The sequence below is a fragment of the Actinocatenispora rupis genome (genome assembly GCF_016861975.1).
GTDB lineage: Bacteria > Actinomycetota > Actinomycetes > Mycobacteriales > Micromonosporaceae > Actinocatenispora > Actinocatenispora rupis.
This window is the reverse complement of record NZ_BOMB01000015.1, coordinates 198,890-216,122: the sequence shown is the minus strand read 5'-3', so window position 1 is coordinate 216,122 and position 17,233 is coordinate 198,890. Positions and strand designations below refer to the sequence as shown.

Below are 17,233 nucleotides of genomic sequence, written 5' to 3'. Positions count from 1 at the left end.
CGCCTACTTCATCGCGTCCCGACTCGTACGACGCCGCCGCGAGCGGGAGCGCGCCGAGGCCGCCGACGACACGTCGTACGGGGCGGACGCGGAGCCGTACCGGTCGACGATGGTCCCGGAGCGCCACGGCTACGACGACGCAACCCGCCAGCACCGCCCACCCACCGGGTACGACGACGCGACGCGCCAGTACCGCGCGCCCGACGGGTACGAGGACGTTACGCGCCAGCGTCCCGCGGCCGGCGGTGCCGTGTACGGCGGGGCGCCGCAACCGGAGGCCGCACCGTACCCGTCGCACCGGGCGCCCGAGCCCGGCGGCCAGCGGTACTCGGGGACCGTCTACGGCACGCCGCGGCGGCACGAGCCGAACCCGGACCGGTGACCCGGCGGCCGCTCGCCGCGGCGGCCCGGCTCGCGTACGGGGTGCTGCTCGGGGCGCTGACCGCACCCGTCGACCTGGCGTACCTGCTGGTGGCGGGGGTCGTGGTGGTCGCGTCGGCGGGCCGGGCGCGGTCGCTCGCCGGCGCCGGCGCGGGACGGCTGGCGCGGCTGGAACTGCGCCGCGCGGCCCGCTGGCTCGGTACGACGCGCGGGCCGGCGCCGACGGGTGCGCGCGCCGTGGCGTACCTGGCGGCGCGGGGTCCGCTGGGTGTGCTGGGCGCCGCGATCCTCGGCCTCATCGGGTACGGCACCGGCGCCAGTGTGCTGCTCGGTACGGGCTGGCTGACCGGCGACCCGATCGACGACATCCCACCGACCGGCTTCGTCGTCGCGTACGCGGTGGTCGCCGGGCTGGTGCTGGCGTTCCTGGCGGTGCAGGGGGTCATCGGCGTCGCCGCGCTGGAACGGCGGCTGGCGCGGTGGGCGGTGACCCCGGACGGCGGTCGCGCCGCGCTGCGCCACCGGATCGCCGAACTGTCGACCAGCCGGGCGGAGATCGTCGCGGCCGTCGACGACGAGCGCCGCCGGATCGAACGCGACCTGCACGACGGCGTACAGCAGCGGCTCGTCGCGCTCGGCATGCTGCTGGGCCGGGCCCGCCGCGCCCACGACCCGGACCGCGCCGCCGAACTGCTGCGTACCGCGCACGAGGAGTCGCAGCTGGCCCTGGTCGACCTGCGCGAGGTCGCCTGGCGGGTGTACCCGACGGCGCTGGACGACGCCGGGCTGTCCGCCGCGCTGGAGAACGTGGCCGAGCGCGCCGGCGTCCCCGTCACCGTCGACTACCGGCTCGGCGCGCGCCCGACCCCCGCCACCGAGACCGTCGCGTACTTCGTGGTCTGCGAGGCGGTCACGAACGCGGCGAAGCACGCCGGCGCCGACCTCGTCACCGTCCACATCGGACAGTGCGCGGACCGGATCACCGTGGTGGTACGGGACGACGGGCGGGGCGGGGCCGACCCGTACGGTGCCGGGCTGTCCGGGCTGTCCCGCCGCGTCGCCGCACTCGACGGCACGCTACGGGTGGACAGCCCGCCGGGCGGCCCGACCACCGTCACCGCCGACCTGCCGTACAGCGAACGCGAGAGGCCCAGAGATCATGCGCGTGGTACTCGCCGAGGACTCGACCCTGCTGCGGGAGGGCCTGGTCCGGCTGCTCGCCGAGGAGGGCCACGAGGTACCGGCGGCGGTCGGTGACGGGGACGCGCTGCTCACCGCCGTCGCCACGTACCGGCCGGACGTGGCGGTCGTGGACGTCCGGATGCCGCCGTCGCACACCGACGAGGGGCTGCGCGCCGCGCTCACCATCCGCGAACGCTGGCCCGACACCGCCGTCCTGGTCCTCTCCCAGTACGTCGAGAAGCGGTACACCACCGAACTGCTCACCGGCGACCCCGCCGGCATCGGGTACCTGCTGAAGGACCGGGTGGTGCAGGTCGGCGAGTTCCTCGACGCGCTGGACCGGGTGGCGGCCGGCGGCACCGCGTTCGACCCGGAGGTGGTGCGGCAGCTGCTGGCCCGCACCACGCACACCGACCCGCTGGCCCGGCTCACCCCGCGCGAGCGCGACGTCCTCGACCTGATGGCGCAGGGCCACACCAACGCGTCCATCGCCGCGCAGCTGCACGTGTCGCAGAGCGCGGTGGAGAAGCACGTGAACGCGCTGTTCGACAAGCTGGCCCTGCCGCGTACGGCGACGCACAGCCGCCGCATCCTCGCCGTACTCCGCTACCTCGAAACCTGACCCGCCGGTACGTCAGCGGGCGGCGTCGACCGGGGCCGCCGCCTCCCGCAGATCCTCGTCCACGTCGCCGACGTCACCCCGGGCGGCAGCGCGCGAGCCGAGGACCACCACGTACAGGAGGAAGGCGGCGAGGGCGGCGAGGCCGATCCCGAGCCGGGCGGCCGTCGGCAGCCGCGACGGCGTCACGAACGCCTCGATGACGCCGCTGACCGCGAGGACGCCGACGAGGCCGAGCGCGACCGCCACCCCGGAACGCGCGGCGCCCGCGAGCGCCTGCCCGCGCGTCAGGTACGGCCCCGGCGCGACCCACGACCAGCCGATCCGCAGTCCCGTACCGGCGGCGACGAACACCGCGGTCAGCTCCAGCATCCCGTGCGGCGCGATCAGCCCGAAGAACTCGGCGGCCCGGCCCTGCCCGATCAGCGCGCCGCCGTCGATGCCGATCGTCAGCGCGTTGCCGGCGAGCACCACCAGTACCGGGAACAGCAGGATCCCGGACGCCAGGCACATCCCCGCCACCAGCGCGTTGTTCGTCCACACCTGGAACGCGAAGTCCTGCGCGGGCTGGTCCGAGTAGTACGCGGCGAAGTCGTGGTCGGCGAGCTGGCGGGCGGTGCCGGAGCCGATCAGCCTGTCGAGCACCTCGGGGTGCGCCGCGAAGTAGCCGGTGAGCCCGCCGGACACCGCGGTGAACAGCACCGCAACGGACACCCACCACGGCCAGCTCCGGTACACCGCCGCCGGGAACGTGTCCGTGCAGAACCGGGCCAGCTCGCGCGGATGCCAGGACCGGCCGCCGGTGATGGTCGCGCGGGCCCGCAGCACCAGCCGCGACAGGTACGACACCAGCGCCGGGTCGGGCGCGCGGCTGCGGACGAGCGACAGGTGCGTGGCGGCCCGCTGGTACAGCAGGACGAGCTCGTCGACCTCGTCGGCGGCCGGCCGGTGCCGGCGGGCGAGCTGCCCGAGCCGCCGCCACTCGGCGCGGTGCTCGCTGACGAACGCGTCCAGGTCCACGCCGGGCAACATACCGTCCTGGCGCACCATGGCGGCCATGCCGCAGGATGGGCGGATGCGCGGGGACGGGGCGGTGATCAGCGGCGAGGCCGTCGAGGTCGAGGTACGCCTCGCCCGGGTCGGGTCGCGCATGCTGGCGTTCCTGCTGGACGTGACGGCGCAGCTGGTGTTCGGCTGGCTGCTGGCGGTCATCGGGCTCCTGCTCACCGTGAACCGTTCGCAGGGCGTCACCGCCGGCGTGTCCGTACTCGTCCTGGTCCTCGTGTTCGTCGCGTACCCGGTGGCGTTGGAGACGCTGACCGGTGGTCGGTCGCTCGGCAAGCTGGCGATGGGTCTGCGGGTGGTCCGCGTCGACGGCGGCCCGATCGGCTTCCGGCAGGCGCTCACCCGCGCCCTGGTCGGCCTCGCCGTCGAGTGGCCCGGCGTACTCGTCCCGCCGCTGAGCTGGCTGGTGTGCCTCGGCGTGATGATCGGGCAGCCGGCCGGCCGCCGCCTGGGCGACCTCGCCGCCGGCACGGTGGTGATCCACGAGCGCAACCCGGCGGCGTGGGGCTGGGTGCCCGCAATGCCGCCGTACCTGGCGGACTGGGCCGCGACACTCGACCTGACCGGCCTCGACGACGACCTGGCCCTGCGGGTACGGCATTATCTGGCGCGCAACCGCGAGATCATCGAGCCCGCGCGTACCCGGCTCGGCACGGAGCTGGCCGCGCGGGTCGCCCGGCAGACCACTCCCCCGGTACCGCCGGGCATCCCGGGCTGGGCGTACCTGGCGGCGGTGGTGGCGGAGCGGCACCGGCGCGCCTCGTACCGGATGGCGGTGCGGCGGGCGACGGTCGACGGGATCTGGGCCGATCCGCCGGACCCGCTGCTGCCCGCGACCGTGCCGACCGTGCGCCCGGGTGCACCGGAGCCGGCGTACGGGTCGGGGCCGTTGCGCTGACGTACGGGACGGAGCCGGCGGGATGGAATCGCCGTCCATGATCAACTAGGGTTTGCTGTGCGCGGGGCGGCGCACGTGCCGGGTACCCCCAACCCATCCACGTGCCGGTGCCGCCCCGCGCTCCCCCCGGTTGGGTTCCCCCGCACCGTGTCTGGAACCAGCAGCTCAGAACGTCTTCACGTTCTGTAGCTATAGAGTTACTGAGGATGACGACACTGTCAAGCTGATCCGCGATTTTTCCGGCTTATGTTGCGTAACGCCCACGGCGCTGCCCGCACTGCATCGACACCGCCGTGATGGGCGGATCGGGCCGGGGTCCCGCGGCCGGACGCACCCGACGCCGGGAATACCCTGTCGTTCCGTGAGCCTCGACGCGACGACCAGCAACCGGTCCGCGGCGGACCCGGACCAGGTCCTCGCGGTACACGGCCTGGTCAAGCGGTTCGGCGCGGTCACCGCGGTCGACGGGCTCGACCTGGCGCAGCGGCGCGGCACGGTCCTCGCCGTCCTCGGCCCCAACGGCGCCGGGAAGACCACCACCATCGAGATCTGCGAGGGCTTCCAGCGTCCCGACGCCGGTGACGTACGGGTGCTCGGGCACCGTCCCGACGCGCGTGAGCTGCGCCCCCGGATCGGCGTGATGCCGCAGGGCGGCGGCGCCTACCCGGGCGTACGCGCGGGCGAGATGCTCCGGCTGGTCGCGTCCTGCGCCCGGCAGCCGCTCGACGTCGACTGGCTGCTCGGCGTACTCGGGCTCACCGACGCGCTGCGCACCCCGTACAAGAGGCTGTCGGGTGGGCAGCAGCAGCGGCTGTCGCTGGCCTGCGCCGTGGTCGGCCGGCCCGAGCTGGTGTTCCTGGACGAGCCGACCGCCGGACTCGACCCGCAGGCGCGGCGGCTGGTGTGGGACCTGGTGCGCGCGCTCCGTACCGACGGGGTGAGCGTGCTGCTGACGACGCACCTGATGGACGAGGCCGAGTCGCTCGCCGACGACGTGGTGATCCTCGACCACGGCCGCGTCGTCGCCACCGGTACGCCGGCCGAGCTGACCGCCGACGCCACCGACGAGCAGCGCCTCGGCTTCCGCGCGTCGCCCGGCCTGCCGCTCGCCGACCTGCTCACCCGGCTGCCCGGCTGCACCGCCGAGGAACCCGACCCCGGCCGGTACGTGATCCGCGGGCCGATCGGGCCGCGCGAGGTGTCCACCGTGACGGCGTGGTGCGCCGAGCGCGGCGTACTGGCGGAGGAGTTGAAGGTCGTGCGGCGCAGCCTGGAGGACGTGTTTCTCGACCTGACCGGGCGGGAGCTGCGGTGAGCGCCGAGACCCGCTTCGCACCCGGTACGTTCACGCCGGCGCCCGGCCGCGGCCGGCTCGGCCGGATGCTCGCCGTGCAGACCGCCACCGAGACGAAACTGGCGCTGCGCAACGGGGAACAGCTGCTGCTGACCCTGATCATCCCGCTGGCGCTGCTCGTCGGCCTCACCGAACTGCCCATCATCGACATCGGTACGCCGCGCGTCGACTGGGTCGCCCCGCGCGTGCTGGCGTTGGCGATCATGTCGACCGCGTTCACCAGCCAGGCCATCTCGCTCGGCTTCGACCGGCGGTACGGGGTGCTCAAGCGGCTCGCCGCGACCGCCCTGCCGCGCTGGCTGCTCGTCGCCGGCCGGGTGCTGTCCGCGTGCTGCATCGTCGTCGTCCAGCTCGTCGTACTGTCCGCGGTCGCCGCGCTGCTCGGCTGGTCGCCGCACCTGTCCGGCCTCGGCGAAGCCGTTCCCCTGCTCGTACTGGGAGCGCTGGCGTTCGGCGCGCTCGGCGTCCTGCTCGGCGGGTCGGTGCGCGCCGAGATCACGCTCGCGGTGGCGAACGCGGTGTGGTTCGTGCTGCTGCTCGCCGGGGGCATCGCCGTACCGGAGAGTTCGCTGCCGGCGGGGCTCGCCACCGTCGTCGACCTGCTCCCGTCCGGCGCCCTCGCCGGCGGCCTCACCGACGCGCTCGCCCGCGGTACGTCACCGGGCGCCGGACCGTACCTGGTGCTGCTCGCGTGGACGGTGGTACCGGGGCTGATCGCCACCCGTACCACCAGGTTGACCTGACCGCGCCGCGCGCGGACCGTACCGACTTGATCACTGTGGCTACCGTTTCCGCCGATGCCCACCAGCATCTCCGAAACGGAGGAACACTGTGTCATCCGACCGCGATGACGGTTTCCCGGTGCCGAAGTCCCCGGACTTCCTCGGTACGACCGAGGACCTGCGCCGGCAGGTGCAGGACGAGCTGCGGGCCCTCGGCGGACGCGTACCGGAGCGGTTCGAGGTGGCCGACCCCACCGGCGCCGTCCGCCTCCTCGTCCGCCGGGACGGCCGCGTCGAGGACGTCGACATCATCCGGGAACGCCTGGCGCACAACGGATTCGGCGCCGCCCTCGGCGCCGCGTACGTCGCGTCGGTCCGCGAGTCGCTGACGGCACAGGCCCTCGCCGCGTTCGCCGACCCCGACAGCCCCGCGCCCACCGCACCACCCGCCGCCGCGGACCCCGCCCCGCGGTACGCGGAACTCGCCGACCTGTCCGCCCGGATCCGGCGCGTCGCCGACGAGACCGACCGTCGCGTCGAGGAGACCAGAAAGCTTCTCTCCCAACCGATGCAGCCCGAGGAACACACCGTCACCAGCCCCGCCGGGTACGTGCGGCTCGCGCTCCGCGGCCGCCGCATCGTCACCATCACCGCCGACGAACCACGCATCCCCGGCGCGTACCTGTCGCGGCTGCGCGCCGACGTGCTCGCCGCGCTGCGCCTCGCCCAGCAACCCGACGACGACCGGTAGGAGCGCCATGTCCGACACCTCCGTGGTCCCCGACTCCCTCCGCACCGAGGCCACCCACTGGAACCACCTCGCCGGCCCGCTCAACGCGTTGGCCACGCAGATCAGCGCGACGCAGCTGCACGGCAGCGCGTTCTGCGTCGGGTCGGTACTCGTCGACCTGGTGGCGGCGGACCTGGCCACGTCGTACGAGAGGCTCCGCAGCGAGTTGATCAGCTCCGTGCTCAAGGGGTCCACCGAGTTCGACCAGATCGCAGCGGTGCTCCGTCGGATCGCCGACATGTACGACAACAACGAGAACGTCAACGCCAAGAGCCTCCGCGACATCTACGGAGACTGACCACCGGTCGACACCGATTGGACCTCGATCATGGCGCCACCGCCCGACGAAGCGGATATCAGGACAATCTGCGCGAACATCGACTGGCAATGGGACCGGTTGATCGACCGGTACAACCACGTCGTGGACACGGTCCGCACCCTCGGGATGCCCGGAACTCCGCAGAACCTCTTGGTGAAGTGCTACCTCAAGGACCCGCTGGAGAACCTCTACCGGGCGTTGAACGAGTCCGCGAAAACGATCCGGAACATCCTCGCGCACGACACGCCGATCATGTCGCTGGTACATGCGAGCGGGGTGTGGATCGAGATCGAGCGGAACGCCGCGCTCCTGCACCGCGAGACCGATCCGCGGACGCGCAAGGAGCACAACGACGACCTGGACTCGTGGAGCGACAAGGCGGCCACGGTGTACCGGCAGCGGATCCCCGTCCAAGCGGAGGCCATGGCCGCGGTCAGGTCACTGGCCGGCTCGACGAGCGCGTGGCTGGACGGCGTCGCCTCGGCGAACCTCGACTTCCTCTCGTCCATCTCCAAAACGGTCGGTGAGGCGATTGCACTGATCGTCGAGGCCGGCGTCGACATCGCCGAAGTCGTGTCGATGCCCAAGGCTGCCGGCACAATCGGAAAACTCTGCGGCAAGCTCGTCGGTGAGCTCTACCCGCAGGCGGCGTTCGACACTCTGTCCCAGGCGCTCCACACGAAGCTTGAGGAACACGAACAGAGGCGCGCGCAGAACAAGGAGGAGCTGGTACTTGGCGGATCCTGGCCGGACGCGGTCGCCTAGGTCATCCGGAGCGCAGCGTGGACATCAGGTCGGACGCGACCACGAGCGCGGCGTTGCGCAGGGCCGTCCCGTCGAGCGGCGTGCCGCGGGGGCAGTGCACGACACGGACGTCGAGCAGCAGGGCGCCGTGCCGGACGACGAGGCTGTCGCGCCGGATCGTGCACGACCCCGCCGGATCGTCGCCCTCGTCCGTGTCCCGCTGGTACTCCGCCTCCGAGCCGAGACCCGGAACGATCGTGACGCCGGCGTGCGCGCCGGCCGTGACGGTGGCGTGGTGGCCATGGACGAATTGGTCGTGCGCCGTCCGTGCGCTGGTGAAGACGTCCGCCACGACGGTCAGGTCACCGGTCTGTCCCGCCGCGTCGAACTCGATGTCGCAGCCCGCCCCCACCGCCTGGTGCTCCTCGACCGCGGTACCCGCCGAGGCCGGCTTCGCCCGCGTCTCCGTGGCCCCGAAGTACGCCAGGGGGCGGCGGGTGACGTGGTCGCACAGATCCCAGTCCGGCCGGATCCGGTAGGTCGGCGTGTCGGCGGCCCGGGCGGCATGGACGCCGGGCCGCATCGCGAACTCACCGGCGGCGCCGAACGCGGCTCCCACCACGAGCGCGACCGCGGCTGCGGACAGCGCGACGAGAAACGGTACGCGGCGGGGCGGGCGCGGGGTCATGGGCGCGACGGTACCGGGTGGCGGCAAGTACGCGGATCCGTGTCAGCGCAACACATCCGGCCGCGTCACGCGGTGCCGGGCCCGTACCGGAGCAGGCACGTGACGCGGCGCGGGCGGTCAGGGGGCGGGGTGGAGTTCGAGGACGGAGTGGGTGCGGGCGGGGGCGACGGGGCCGACGGCGAGCCCGGCGGTGGCGGCGAGGTCGGCGAGGTCGGCGACGCCGCGTTCGCGTCCGTTGAAGTAGCACAGCATCCGCAGGTCACCCTCGGTGTACGCGGTGCCGGCGCCGGGGTCGTCGAGGCTGTCGACGACGAGTACCCGGCCGGTGGGGCCGGCGGCCTCGGCGCAGCGGCGGAGGATGCGGGCGGCGTCGGCGTCGTCCCAGTCGTGCAGGACGCCGGACAGCACGTACCCGCCGGCGCCGGTGGGCAGCGGGTCGAAGAAGCTGCCGGCGCGCGCGTCGGCCCGGTCGGTGAGGCCGGCGGCGGCGATGGCCTGCCGGGCGCGGGCGGCGGGGCCGGGCAGGTCGACGACGGTGCCGCGCAGGTCCGGGTGGGCACGCAGCAGGGCGAGCAGCAGGCTGCCGTCGCCGCCGCCGACGTCGATCACGTGCCCGAGCCCACCCCAGGGGTACGCGGCGGCGACGGCGTCGGCGTCGGTGAGGCGGCCACCCATCAGCGCGTCGAACGACGCCTCGCGTACGGGGTCGGCGGCCAGGTCGTCCCAGAAGCCGCGGCCGAACATGAGCGGGAACGCCGGCTCCCCGGTCCGTACGGTGTGCAGCATCTGCGTGAAGCACAGGTCGGCGCGGCCGACGGAACCGTCCAGGTCGAGCCAGGCGCGTACGCCGCCGGGGTGGTCGTCGCGGAGCTGCTCGCCCAGCGGTGTCAGCCCGTACCCGCCGTCGGCGGCGGTGAGCACGCCGGCGGTCACCAGGTGGTCGAGTACCCGGCGGAGCGCGTCGGGGTCGGTGCCGGTCGCGGCGGCGAGCACGTCCGCGGTACGCGTACCGGAGGGGATGTGGTCGGCGAGGCGCAGCGTGGCCGCGACCCGGATCGCCATCGGGGTTGCGAGGTCGGCGGCCGCCCACAGCGCCCCGCCCCAGCCGGTCGTCTCCTCGGTCATGACGCCTCCCGGTCCCCCTGCTTTCCCGTCACGGTACGACGGGCGACGACGTCCCGGTGACCTTCCCGTACGGGAAGGTGCCGGACATCCTCTGCCGCGCGCGGCTGGCGGCGGAGTTCCCACCGGGACCGGCGCGGACGGCGGCTGGAGACCGCGGTGCGCGCTGGACCCGGGCACCTGGCCGCCGGCGATCCACGCCGTCCGGCAGATCGCCGTCCGACGGATCGCCGCCCGCAGCGGGTCGCCTCCGTCTCCCGGGAGATGCCCGTGCCGACGCTGTCCGACGCGGCGGATCGCCGGGGCTGCCGCGCCGCCGGCTCAGCGCTGGACGCCGTGCCGGAGGAGCGCGGCGAGGTGCCGGGCGTGGGCGGGATCGGTTGCGGCGACGGCGATCCCGTTCGCGAGGGCGAGCAGGTCGGGGCCGGTGACGCCGGGGGTGAGGGCGTCGGCGGCGCGGTCGGCGAGCACCGTCGCGGTCTCCCGCATCGACGCGTGCCACCGCTCGAACAGCTCGGTACGCCGGGCGTCCGGTCCGGTGGTGGCGGCCAGCGCGAGGGCGCGCTTGGTCGCGACGTGCGCCACGAACTCGTCGAGCCAGCCGAACAGCGCGTCGACGGGGTCCGCGGCGCGGGCCGCGTCGGCGCCGCGCCGGCAGAGCGCGTCCACCTCCTCGGCGTACGCGGCGACGAGCAGGTCACCGCGGGTCGGGAAGTGCCGGTAGAGGGTGGCGTTGCCGACGCCGGCGCGGCGCGCGACCTCGTCCATGGCGATGTCGTGGCCGGACTCGTCGAACAGTTCGCGGGCGGCGGTGAGGAGCGCCGCGGCGTTGCGCGCGGCGTCGGCCCTGCGTACGGGCATGGTCGCTCCGGTTTGCCAAGTGGGGACGTCCCCGTTATCGTACCCGATCAAACGGGAACTTCCCCGTTTCGAGTGCGGAGGAGCGTCGATGGCACTGAGCGCGGCGGACCGTACCGCGATCACGGAGCTGATCGCCCGGCACGGCCACCTGACCGACAGCGGGCGGCTCGACCGGCTGGACGAGGTGTTCACCCCGGACGTGACGTACGACGTGACCGACCTCGGCGGCGGCGTCCTGCGCGGCACGGACGGGATGCGCGCGGCCGCGATCGCCGTGGGCGACGGCAATCCCGTCGCCCACCACGTCACGAACACCGTCGTCGACGAGGACGCCGACGGCCGGGTCCGCGCGCTGTCCAAGGGACTCGGCGTACGCGCGGACGGCAGCTGCGGCAGCGTCACGTACGAGGACACCGTGGTGCGCGGCGACCGCGGCTGGCGCATCGCCCACCGTACGGTCCGGGCGCACCGCCGCCCGCTCGGCGCCTGACCTCGTACTTTCCCGGCGCGCCAACGGTTTCCGCGGGTCAGCCCTTGGGCTGGCTGAACCGGACGCTGTTGCCGAACGGGTCGCGCAGCCCGCAGTCGGTGCCGTACGGCCGCTCCGTCGGCTCCTCGGTGAACTCGACGCCCAACCCCTTGAGCTTCTCGTACGTCCCGCGGCAGTCGTCCGTGGTGAAGAACAGCGAGCCGCCCGTCGCGCCCTTCGTGACGAGTTCGCGTACCTGCTCGGCGGTCTCCTCGGACATCGCCGGCGGGCCCGGCTTCTCCAGCAGGATCTGCCTTTCCGGGTGGCCGGGCACGCTGACGGTCAGCCAGCGCATGAAACCGAGGTCGATGTCCTCGGCCTTCTCCAGTCCGAGCTTGCCGACGTAGAAGTCGAGCGCCTGGTCCTGGTCGAGTACGTAGATCTGCGAGATCGCGATGCCTGTCAACATGCCGACGACGCTACCGACGGCGCCGCCCGGAAACTTGTCCAAAACTGCTGAGTGGCCACCGTTCGGGGGACCTCACCGCGGGTCCGGCGACGGCAGCGCGCTGCTCGGCCGGGTCCACGCCATCGCGAAGCAGGTCGGCACGTTCGCCGCCACCGCGCTCCGCCGGTACTCCCGCGGCCCGATCCCGACGATCGCCCGGAACGTGCGGGAGAACGTGCCGAGGCTGCCGAAACCGACCTCGTAGCAGATGTCGGTGGCGCTGCGGTCCGTCTCCCGCAACAGGAACATGGCCCGCTCGATCCGCCGCCGCTGCAGGTACCGGTGCGGCGTCTCGCCGAACGTCGCCCGGAACGTCCGGGTGAAGTGCGCCTCCGACACGTGCGCGATGCGGGCCAGGGCCGGCACGTCCAGCGGCTCCGCGTACGCGCGGTCCATCGCGTCGCGCGCCCGCAGCATGCGCCGGTTGGTGTCCTCGGCCGCCCGGCTCACGTCACCGTCGGGGCGGTGCCCGCCTGGTACACCTCGCCGTAGCCGGTGAGGCGCACCGCCGGCCGGTCGGCGCCCACGAACGCGGCACCGCCCGGTCCCAGCGACAGGGTGTCGGTGCCGTCGTCGGCGATCACCCGGCCGGACACGCAGAACAGCACGCGCGGCCCGTCGCCCGGCACCACGACCTCCTCGTACGGCCCGCCGACGCGGGCCCGCCGCAGCGCGAACTCCTCGACCCCCGGCAGCAGCGCCGGCCACGCGTCCACCCCGGCGCCGGCGGGCTCCGGGTCGGCGACCGGCGGCGTCGCGGCCTCGAACCGCAGCACCCGCAACAGCTCCGGTACGTCCACGTGTTTCGGCGTCAGCCCGCCGCGCAACACGTTGTCGCTGGCCGCCATCAGCTCCACGCCGACCCCCGTGAGGTACGCGTGCAGCACGCCGGCCGGAGCGTACAGCGCCTGGCCGGGGCGTAGCCGGACCTGGTTGAGCAGCAACGCGACCAGTACGCCGGGATCGCCCGGGTACCGCTCGCCGAGGTCCGCGGCCAACGCGTACGCCGGGTCGCCCGCGGCCTGTTTCGCCGCCGTGGCAACGACTCCGGCGACCGTCTCGGCGCACGTCGCCGCCGGCAGTTCCAGCAACGTCGTCACCGCGGTACGTAGGTCGCCGGCCCGCAGCGCGGCGACGACCGGGGCCAGCGCCGGCTGGTCGAACGTGTCGAGCAGCGCCGCCGTCGACGCGGGCGGCGCGAACCCGCACAACGCGTCGAAGTCGGTCAGCGCGACGATCATCTCCGGCTTGTGGTACGGGTCCTTGTAGTTGCGGTCCGGCGCGGACAGCGGCGTCCCGGCGGCCTCCTCGGCGTCGAAGCCGGCGCGCGCCTGCGCCGCGTCCGGGTGCGCCTGGAGCGACAGCGGCTGGTCCGCGGCGAGCAGCTTCAGCAGGAACGGCAGCCGGCCGAACCGGCGCGCCGCGCCGAGCGTGCCGTCCGGGTCGGCCGCGACCAGATCCGCCAGCGATACACCGTCCACTGTGGACGGAGCGGCCGGGTGCGCGCCCAGCCACAGCTCCGCCTCCGGCGTCGCGGACGGTACGTCCCGGCCCTGGATCGCGGCGATCGCCGCCCGCGAACCCCAGGCGTACGGCTGGATCCGGCCGGTCAGCGCCCGCATCTCACTTCTCCTTGACCGTGCGGTACAGGTCCGGTTCGAGGTAGATCACGCGCGCGATCGGTACGGCCGCGCGGATCCGCGCCTCGACCGCGTCGATGCCCTTCGCCACCTGCGCCGCGGTGTCGTCGTGGTGCACCGCGATCTTCGCGGCCACCAGCAGCTCCTCCGGGCCGAGGTGCATGGTGCGCATGTGGATGATCCGCTCCACCTCGGGACCGTCCATGATGGACGCCTCGATCGCGCGGACGTTGTCGGCGGTCGCGGACTCGCCCAGCAGAAGGCTCTTCGTCTCGATCGCCAGCGACACCGCCACGCACACCAGCAGCGCACCGATCGCCAGCGTGCCGACGCCGTCCCAGATGCCGTTGCCGGTGATCAGCGTCAGCCCGACCCCGAACAGCGCGAGTACCAGACCGATCAGGGCCGCGGAATCCTCCAGCAGCACCACCGGCAGCTCCGGGTCCTTCGCCCGCCGGATGTACTGGAAGACGCTCGTCCCGCGCCGCGCCTGCCGCGACTCGCGCCACGCCGTACGGAAGGAGTTGCCCTCCAGGACGATCGAGATGACCAGCACCACGACCGGCACCCACTGCCAGGAGTGGATCGCCTCCGGGTGCTGGACCTTGTGGTACCCCTCGTACAGGGCGAAGAGGCCACCGACGGCGAACAGTACGATCGCCACGATGAAGCCGTAGATGTAGCGCTCCCGGCCGTACCCGAAGGGGTGCTCGGGGTCCGGGTTGCGGCGCGCCCGCTTGCCGCCGACCAGCAGCAGCACCTGGTTGCCGGAGTCGGCGACCGAGTGGATCGCCTCCGCCAGCATCGACGACGACGCGGTCAGCAGGAACGCGAGGAACTTGACGACGGCGATGCCGAGGTTCGCGCCGAGCGCGGCCAGCACCGCCTTGGTACCACCGGACGAGCTCATCGGCGCGCGCCTCTCGACCGGCGCGACGGGACACGGGGGTGCGTACTCACGGGGTGACGAAGTCCTTCATCTCGGAGACCGCCGGAACGGCCATCGGGTCGAAGCCGTGCGCGAGCGCCAGGTACACCGACGCGAAGTCGGGCACGGCGGTCAGCGACGCCAACCGTTCCAGCGGCGAGGCGCCCTCGGCTCGCAGTACGGTGCAGCGCACGCCGCGCCGCTCCGCGAGCTGCTGGACCGCCTCGGCGCGGCGGCTCTCCACCGCCGGCGGCTCGTCGCTGTCGGAGTCCTCGGCCGGGGTGCCGGACTCGAAGCCGTCGTCGCGCAGGATCACCAGCCGCAGCCGGCCGCCCTGCGGCGTCTCCGGCTCGTCGGCGAAGATGTCCCGCTCCGACTCGGCCAGCGCGCCGAACACGCCGTCGAGCAGGCCGACACTGCCGCGGCCGGCCTCCAACAGCGAGTCCGAGACCGACGGGTACCGGGCGTTCGCGGCGAGCATCTCGGCGAACCGGCCCGCCGCCACCGCGGCCAGCGGCGTCGACCCCCAGATCACCGGCAGCGAACCGGCCAGGTCCAACGCCAGCGACTTCGCCGGGTTCGTGAACGCATCGTTGTTGATCTTGCAGCGCTCGGCGTCGTCGTCCAGCCGGGTCGCCGCCTCCACCAGGTCCGCCTCGGCCATCCGTACCAGCCCCAGCGCCCGCCCGGCCAGCAGCACCGGTACGGCCAGCGCCCACAGGCTCGCCCGCGCCGGCGCCCGCCGCGGTACCGGAATGAACGGGGCACGGGCCCGCTCGGCCAGCGCCGCCAGCTCCGACTCCGGCGCGCCGATCGCGACCAGCCGCGCGCCACGCCGGGCCGCCGCCTCCGCCGCGGCCAGCGCCTCCGGGCTGCGGCCCGACGCCGACACGGCCAGTACCATGTCGGCCGCGCCGACCCAGCCGGGAATGCCGGCGCTGCGGTGCGCCACGACCGGCACCGGGCACCGCGGACCCGCCGCCGTCGCCAGGATGTCCCCGGTACGCGCGGCCGTGCCGACGCCCGCGACCACCACCGACCGCGGCCGGCCCTCGTCGCCCAGCGACGCCAGGTCCGCCTCGGACGCCAGCGCCATCGCCTCGCGGATCTGCGGGCCGCCCGAGGCGATCGCGCGCAGCATGAACCCCGGGTCGGCGGCGTCGATCCGGGCGGGGTCGTCCAGCAGCGCCTCGTCCACCTCGCGGTGGCCGCTGACCCCGGCCGTACCCGGGTCCGCGTCGCCCGCCGACCGCCGGAGCGCGTCGTCGGTCATGACTGCTCCGGCCCCGGCCGGGCCTCGTCCAGCAGCAGTACCGGGATCCCGTCCACCACGTCGAACACGCGGTGGCACTCGGTGCACGTCAACGTCTGCGCCGCCGCGTCGTACGTCAGGGGCGCGTGGTGCTCGTCGGGGCAGGCCAGGATCGCCAGCAGCTCGTCGTCCAGCGTGGTCGGGTCGGGCATGGCGCTTCTCCTCAGGGACTCGGGCGCGGGTCAGGCGCGGACGATCGCGAGGACCTCGTCACGGACCTCGGCCATCCGTTCCGGCGTCGGTGCCTCCACGTTCAGCCGGAGCAGCGGCTCGGTGTTCGACGCCCGCACGTTGAACCAGGCGCCGTCACCGAACTCGACGGTCAGCCCGTCCAGCTCGTCCACCCCGACCGACGCGTACCGGTCGCGGAGGGCGGCGAGGCGGCCGGCCTGGTCGGCGACCGTGGAGTTGATCTCGCCGGACGCCACGTACCGGGTGAACTCGCCGACCAGCTCGGACAGCGGCCGGTCCTGCCCGCCGAGCGCGGCGAGGACGTGCATCGCGGCCAGCATCCCGGTGTCGGCGAACCAGAAGTCGCGGAAGTAGTAGTGCGCGGAGTGCTCGCCGCCGAACACCGCGTTCGTCTCGGCCATCTCCGCCTTGATGAACGAGTGGCCGACCCGGCTGCGCACCGGCACGCCGCCCCGCTCCCGCACGATCTCCGGTACGGCGTGCGACACGATCAGGTTGTGGATGACCGTCGCGCCCGGGTCCTTCACCAGTTCACGGGTGGCGACCAGGGCGGTGATCGCCGACGGCGCGACCGGCTCGCCACGCTCGTCCACGACGAAGCAGCGGTCCGCGTCCCCGTCGAACGCCAGCCCCAGGTCCGCACCCACCTCGCGTACCTTCGCCTGGAGGTCGACGATGTTCGCCGGCTCCAGCGGGTTCGCCTCGTGGTTCGGGAACGAGCCGTCGAGCTCGAAGTACATCGGGACGATGTCGAGCGGCAGCGCGGGCAGCTTCGCGTCGCCGAGTACGGCGGGGACGCTGTAGCCGCCCATCCCGTTGCCGGCGTCGACGACGACCTTGAGCCGGCGGATGCCGCTCAGGTCGACCAGGGTGCGCAGGTGGCGCGCGTAGTCCGCGAGCAGGTCGCGGTCGCTGACGGTGCCCTGCCGCGCGGCCGGCGCCGGCTGCGTCGCCAGGAACTCCTGCGCCAGGTCGCGGATCTCCGCCAGCCCGGTGTCCTGCCCGATCGGCCGCGCCCCCGCCCGACACATCTTGATCCCGTTGTACTTGGCCGGGTTGTGGCTGGCGGTGAACATCGCGCCGGGCAGGTCCAGCGAGCCGGACGCGTAGTAGAGCATGTCGGTCGGGCCGAGGCCGGCGTTGACCACGTCGGCGCCCTGGCCGGTCGCGCCCTCGGCGAACGCGGCCACCAGGTCGGGCGACGAGGTACGCATGTCGTGCGCCACGACGCACCGCTCCGCGCCGGTCACCCGGACGAACGCGGCGCCCACGGCCCGCGCGACGTCGGCGTTGAGCTGGTCGGGCACGGTGCCCCGCACGTCGTACGCCTTCACGATCTGGGCCAGATCCACCACGCCGGTCACTCCCGTCGGTCTCTCGCGCCTGTGCCCAGCAGCGTACCGACCCGGCCGACCGGCGAGCCGGTAGAGGTCCAGGTC

General features: G+C 73.7%; 21 protein-coding genes. 10 read left to right on the top strand and 11 right to left on the bottom strand.

Going from position 1 to position 17,233, the window contains the following annotated elements:
* The 3 genes from Aru02nite_RS14195 to Aru02nite_RS14185 form a co-directional block, all read left to right on the top strand.
* Positions 1-382 (top strand): hypothetical protein (locus Aru02nite_RS14195; protein ID WP_203657957.1); only part of this gene is annotated, 382 nt, incomplete at its 5' end.
* The gene (locus Aru02nite_RS14190) at positions 379-1,638 is read left to right on the top strand and encodes a sensor histidine kinase (RefSeq protein WP_203657956.1); all 1,260 of its coding nucleotides are present in this window, start codon (positions 379-381) and stop codon (positions 1,636-1,638) included. The genes Aru02nite_RS14195 and Aru02nite_RS14190, both read left to right, overlap by 4 nt.
* Positions 1,541-2,185 (top strand): response regulator, encoded by a 645-nt coding sequence (locus Aru02nite_RS14185; RefSeq protein WP_203657955.1) that lies wholly within the window; start codon positions 1,541-1,543, stop codon positions 2,183-2,185. The genes Aru02nite_RS14190 and Aru02nite_RS14185 overlap by 98 nt, the downstream gene beginning before the upstream one ends.
* A gap of 12 nt (positions 2,186-2,197) precedes the next feature.
* Here Aru02nite_RS14185 and Aru02nite_RS14180 read toward each other — a convergent pair whose 3' ends face one another.
* The gene (locus tag Aru02nite_RS14180; protein WP_203657954.1) at positions 2,198-3,202 is read right to left on the bottom strand and encodes a stage II sporulation protein M; all 1,005 of its coding nucleotides are present in this window, start codon (positions 3,200-3,202) and stop codon (positions 2,198-2,200) included.
* Positions 3,203-3,239: 37 nt separating this feature from the next.
* On the opposite strand from Aru02nite_RS14180, the gene Aru02nite_RS14175 reads away from it, so the two are divergent.
* The 6 genes from Aru02nite_RS14175 (at position 3,240) to Aru02nite_RS14150 (ending at position 8,095) form a co-directional block, all read left to right on the top strand.
* Positions 3,240-4,145: an RDD family protein gene (locus Aru02nite_RS14175; RefSeq protein WP_239076665.1), complete on the top strand. Its 906-nt coding sequence runs from the start codon at positions 3,240-3,242 to the stop codon at positions 4,143-4,145.
* Between the two features lie 361 nt (positions 4,146-4,506).
* Positions 4,507-5,460 carry an ABC transporter ATP-binding protein gene (locus tag Aru02nite_RS14170; RefSeq protein WP_203657953.1) on the top strand — a complete coding sequence of 318 codons (954 nt, stop codon included), beginning with the start codon at positions 4,507-4,509 and terminating at the stop codon, positions 5,458-5,460.
* Positions 5,457-6,242, top strand: a complete 786-nt coding sequence (locus Aru02nite_RS14165) for an ABC transporter permease (protein ID WP_203657952.1) — start codon at positions 5,457-5,459, stop codon at positions 6,240-6,242. Before Aru02nite_RS14170 ends, Aru02nite_RS14165 begins: the two co-directional genes overlap by 4 nt.
* Before the next feature lie 118 nt (positions 6,243-6,360).
* Entirely contained in the window at positions 6,361-6,972 is a 612-nt protein-coding gene (locus Aru02nite_RS14160; protein ID WP_203657951.1) for a hypothetical protein, read from the top strand.
* 7 nt (positions 6,973-6,979) lie between these two features.
* Positions 6,980-7,309, top strand: coding sequence for a hypothetical protein (locus Aru02nite_RS14155; protein WP_203657950.1), 330 nt, complete (start codon positions 6,980-6,982; stop codon positions 7,307-7,309).
* 30 nt (positions 7,310-7,339) lie between these two features.
* On the top strand, positions 7,340-8,095 hold the full coding sequence (locus Aru02nite_RS14150) for a hypothetical protein (RefSeq protein ID WP_203657949.1): 756 nt from the start codon (positions 7,340-7,342) through the stop codon (positions 8,093-8,095).
* 1 nt (position 8,096) lies between these two features.
* On the opposite strand, the gene Aru02nite_RS14145 is transcribed toward Aru02nite_RS14150, so the two are convergent.
* The 3 genes from Aru02nite_RS14145 to Aru02nite_RS14135 all read right to left on the bottom strand — a co-directional run bounded on the left by Aru02nite_RS14145 (position 8,097) and on the right by Aru02nite_RS14135 (position 10,745).
* On the bottom strand, positions 8,097-8,762 hold the full coding sequence (locus Aru02nite_RS14145; protein ID WP_203657948.1) for a hypothetical protein: 666 nt from the start codon (positions 8,760-8,762) through the stop codon (positions 8,097-8,099).
* Positions 8,763-8,879: 117 nt separating this feature from the next.
* Positions 8,880-9,887, bottom strand: a complete 1,008-nt coding sequence (locus tag Aru02nite_RS14140; protein WP_203657947.1) for a methyltransferase — start codon at positions 9,885-9,887, stop codon at positions 8,880-8,882.
* Between the two features lie 318 nt (positions 9,888-10,205).
* Positions 10,206-10,745, bottom strand: a complete 540-nt coding sequence (locus tag Aru02nite_RS14135; protein ID WP_203657946.1) for a TetR/AcrR family transcriptional regulator — start codon at positions 10,743-10,745, stop codon at positions 10,206-10,208.
* 88 nt (positions 10,746-10,833) lie between these two features.
* On the opposite strand from Aru02nite_RS14135, the gene Aru02nite_RS14130 reads away from it, so the two are divergent.
* On the top strand, positions 10,834-11,235 hold the full coding sequence (locus tag Aru02nite_RS14130; protein WP_203657945.1) for a nuclear transport factor 2 family protein: 402 nt from the start codon (positions 10,834-10,836) through the stop codon (positions 11,233-11,235).
* Between the two features lie 37 nt (positions 11,236-11,272).
* Here Aru02nite_RS14130 and Aru02nite_RS14125 read toward each other — a convergent pair whose 3' ends face one another.
* The 7 genes from Aru02nite_RS14125 to Aru02nite_RS14095 form a co-directional block, all read right to left on the bottom strand.
* Positions 11,273-11,683, bottom strand: a complete 411-nt coding sequence (locus Aru02nite_RS14125; RefSeq protein ID WP_203657944.1) for a VOC family protein — start codon at positions 11,681-11,683, stop codon at positions 11,273-11,275.
* A gap of 72 nt (positions 11,684-11,755) precedes the next feature.
* The gene (locus Aru02nite_RS14120; RefSeq protein WP_203657943.1) at positions 11,756-12,172 is read right to left on the bottom strand and encodes a helix-turn-helix domain-containing protein; all 417 of its coding nucleotides are present in this window, start codon (positions 12,170-12,172) and stop codon (positions 11,756-11,758) included.
* Positions 12,169-13,344, bottom strand: a complete 1,176-nt coding sequence (gene manA, locus Aru02nite_RS14115; protein ID WP_203657942.1) for a mannose-6-phosphate isomerase, class I — start codon at positions 13,342-13,344, stop codon at positions 12,169-12,171. The genes Aru02nite_RS14120 and manA overlap by 4 nt, the downstream gene beginning before the upstream one ends.
* Before the next feature lies 1 nt (position 13,345).
* The gene (locus Aru02nite_RS14110; protein WP_203657941.1) at positions 13,346-14,272 is read right to left on the bottom strand and encodes a cation diffusion facilitator family transporter; all 927 of its coding nucleotides are present in this window, start codon (positions 14,270-14,272) and stop codon (positions 13,346-13,348) included.
* Positions 14,273-14,318: 46 nt separating this feature from the next.
* A complete protein-coding gene (locus tag Aru02nite_RS14105; RefSeq protein ID WP_203657940.1) occupies positions 14,319-15,563 on the bottom strand; it encodes an SIS domain-containing protein in 1,245 nt (414 codons plus the stop codon).
* On the bottom strand, positions 15,560-15,754 hold the full coding sequence (locus Aru02nite_RS14100; protein WP_203657939.1) for a Trm112 family protein: 195 nt from the start codon (positions 15,752-15,754) through the stop codon (positions 15,560-15,562). The genes Aru02nite_RS14105 and Aru02nite_RS14100 overlap by 4 nt, the downstream gene beginning before the upstream one ends.
* 30 nt (positions 15,755-15,784) lie before the next feature.
* Complete coding sequence (locus tag Aru02nite_RS14095) at positions 15,785-17,149, bottom strand: phosphomannomutase/phosphoglucomutase (RefSeq protein WP_203657938.1); 1,365 nt, start codon at positions 17,147-17,149, stop codon at positions 15,785-15,787.
* Between the last annotated feature and the right edge of the window lie 84 nt (positions 17,150-17,233).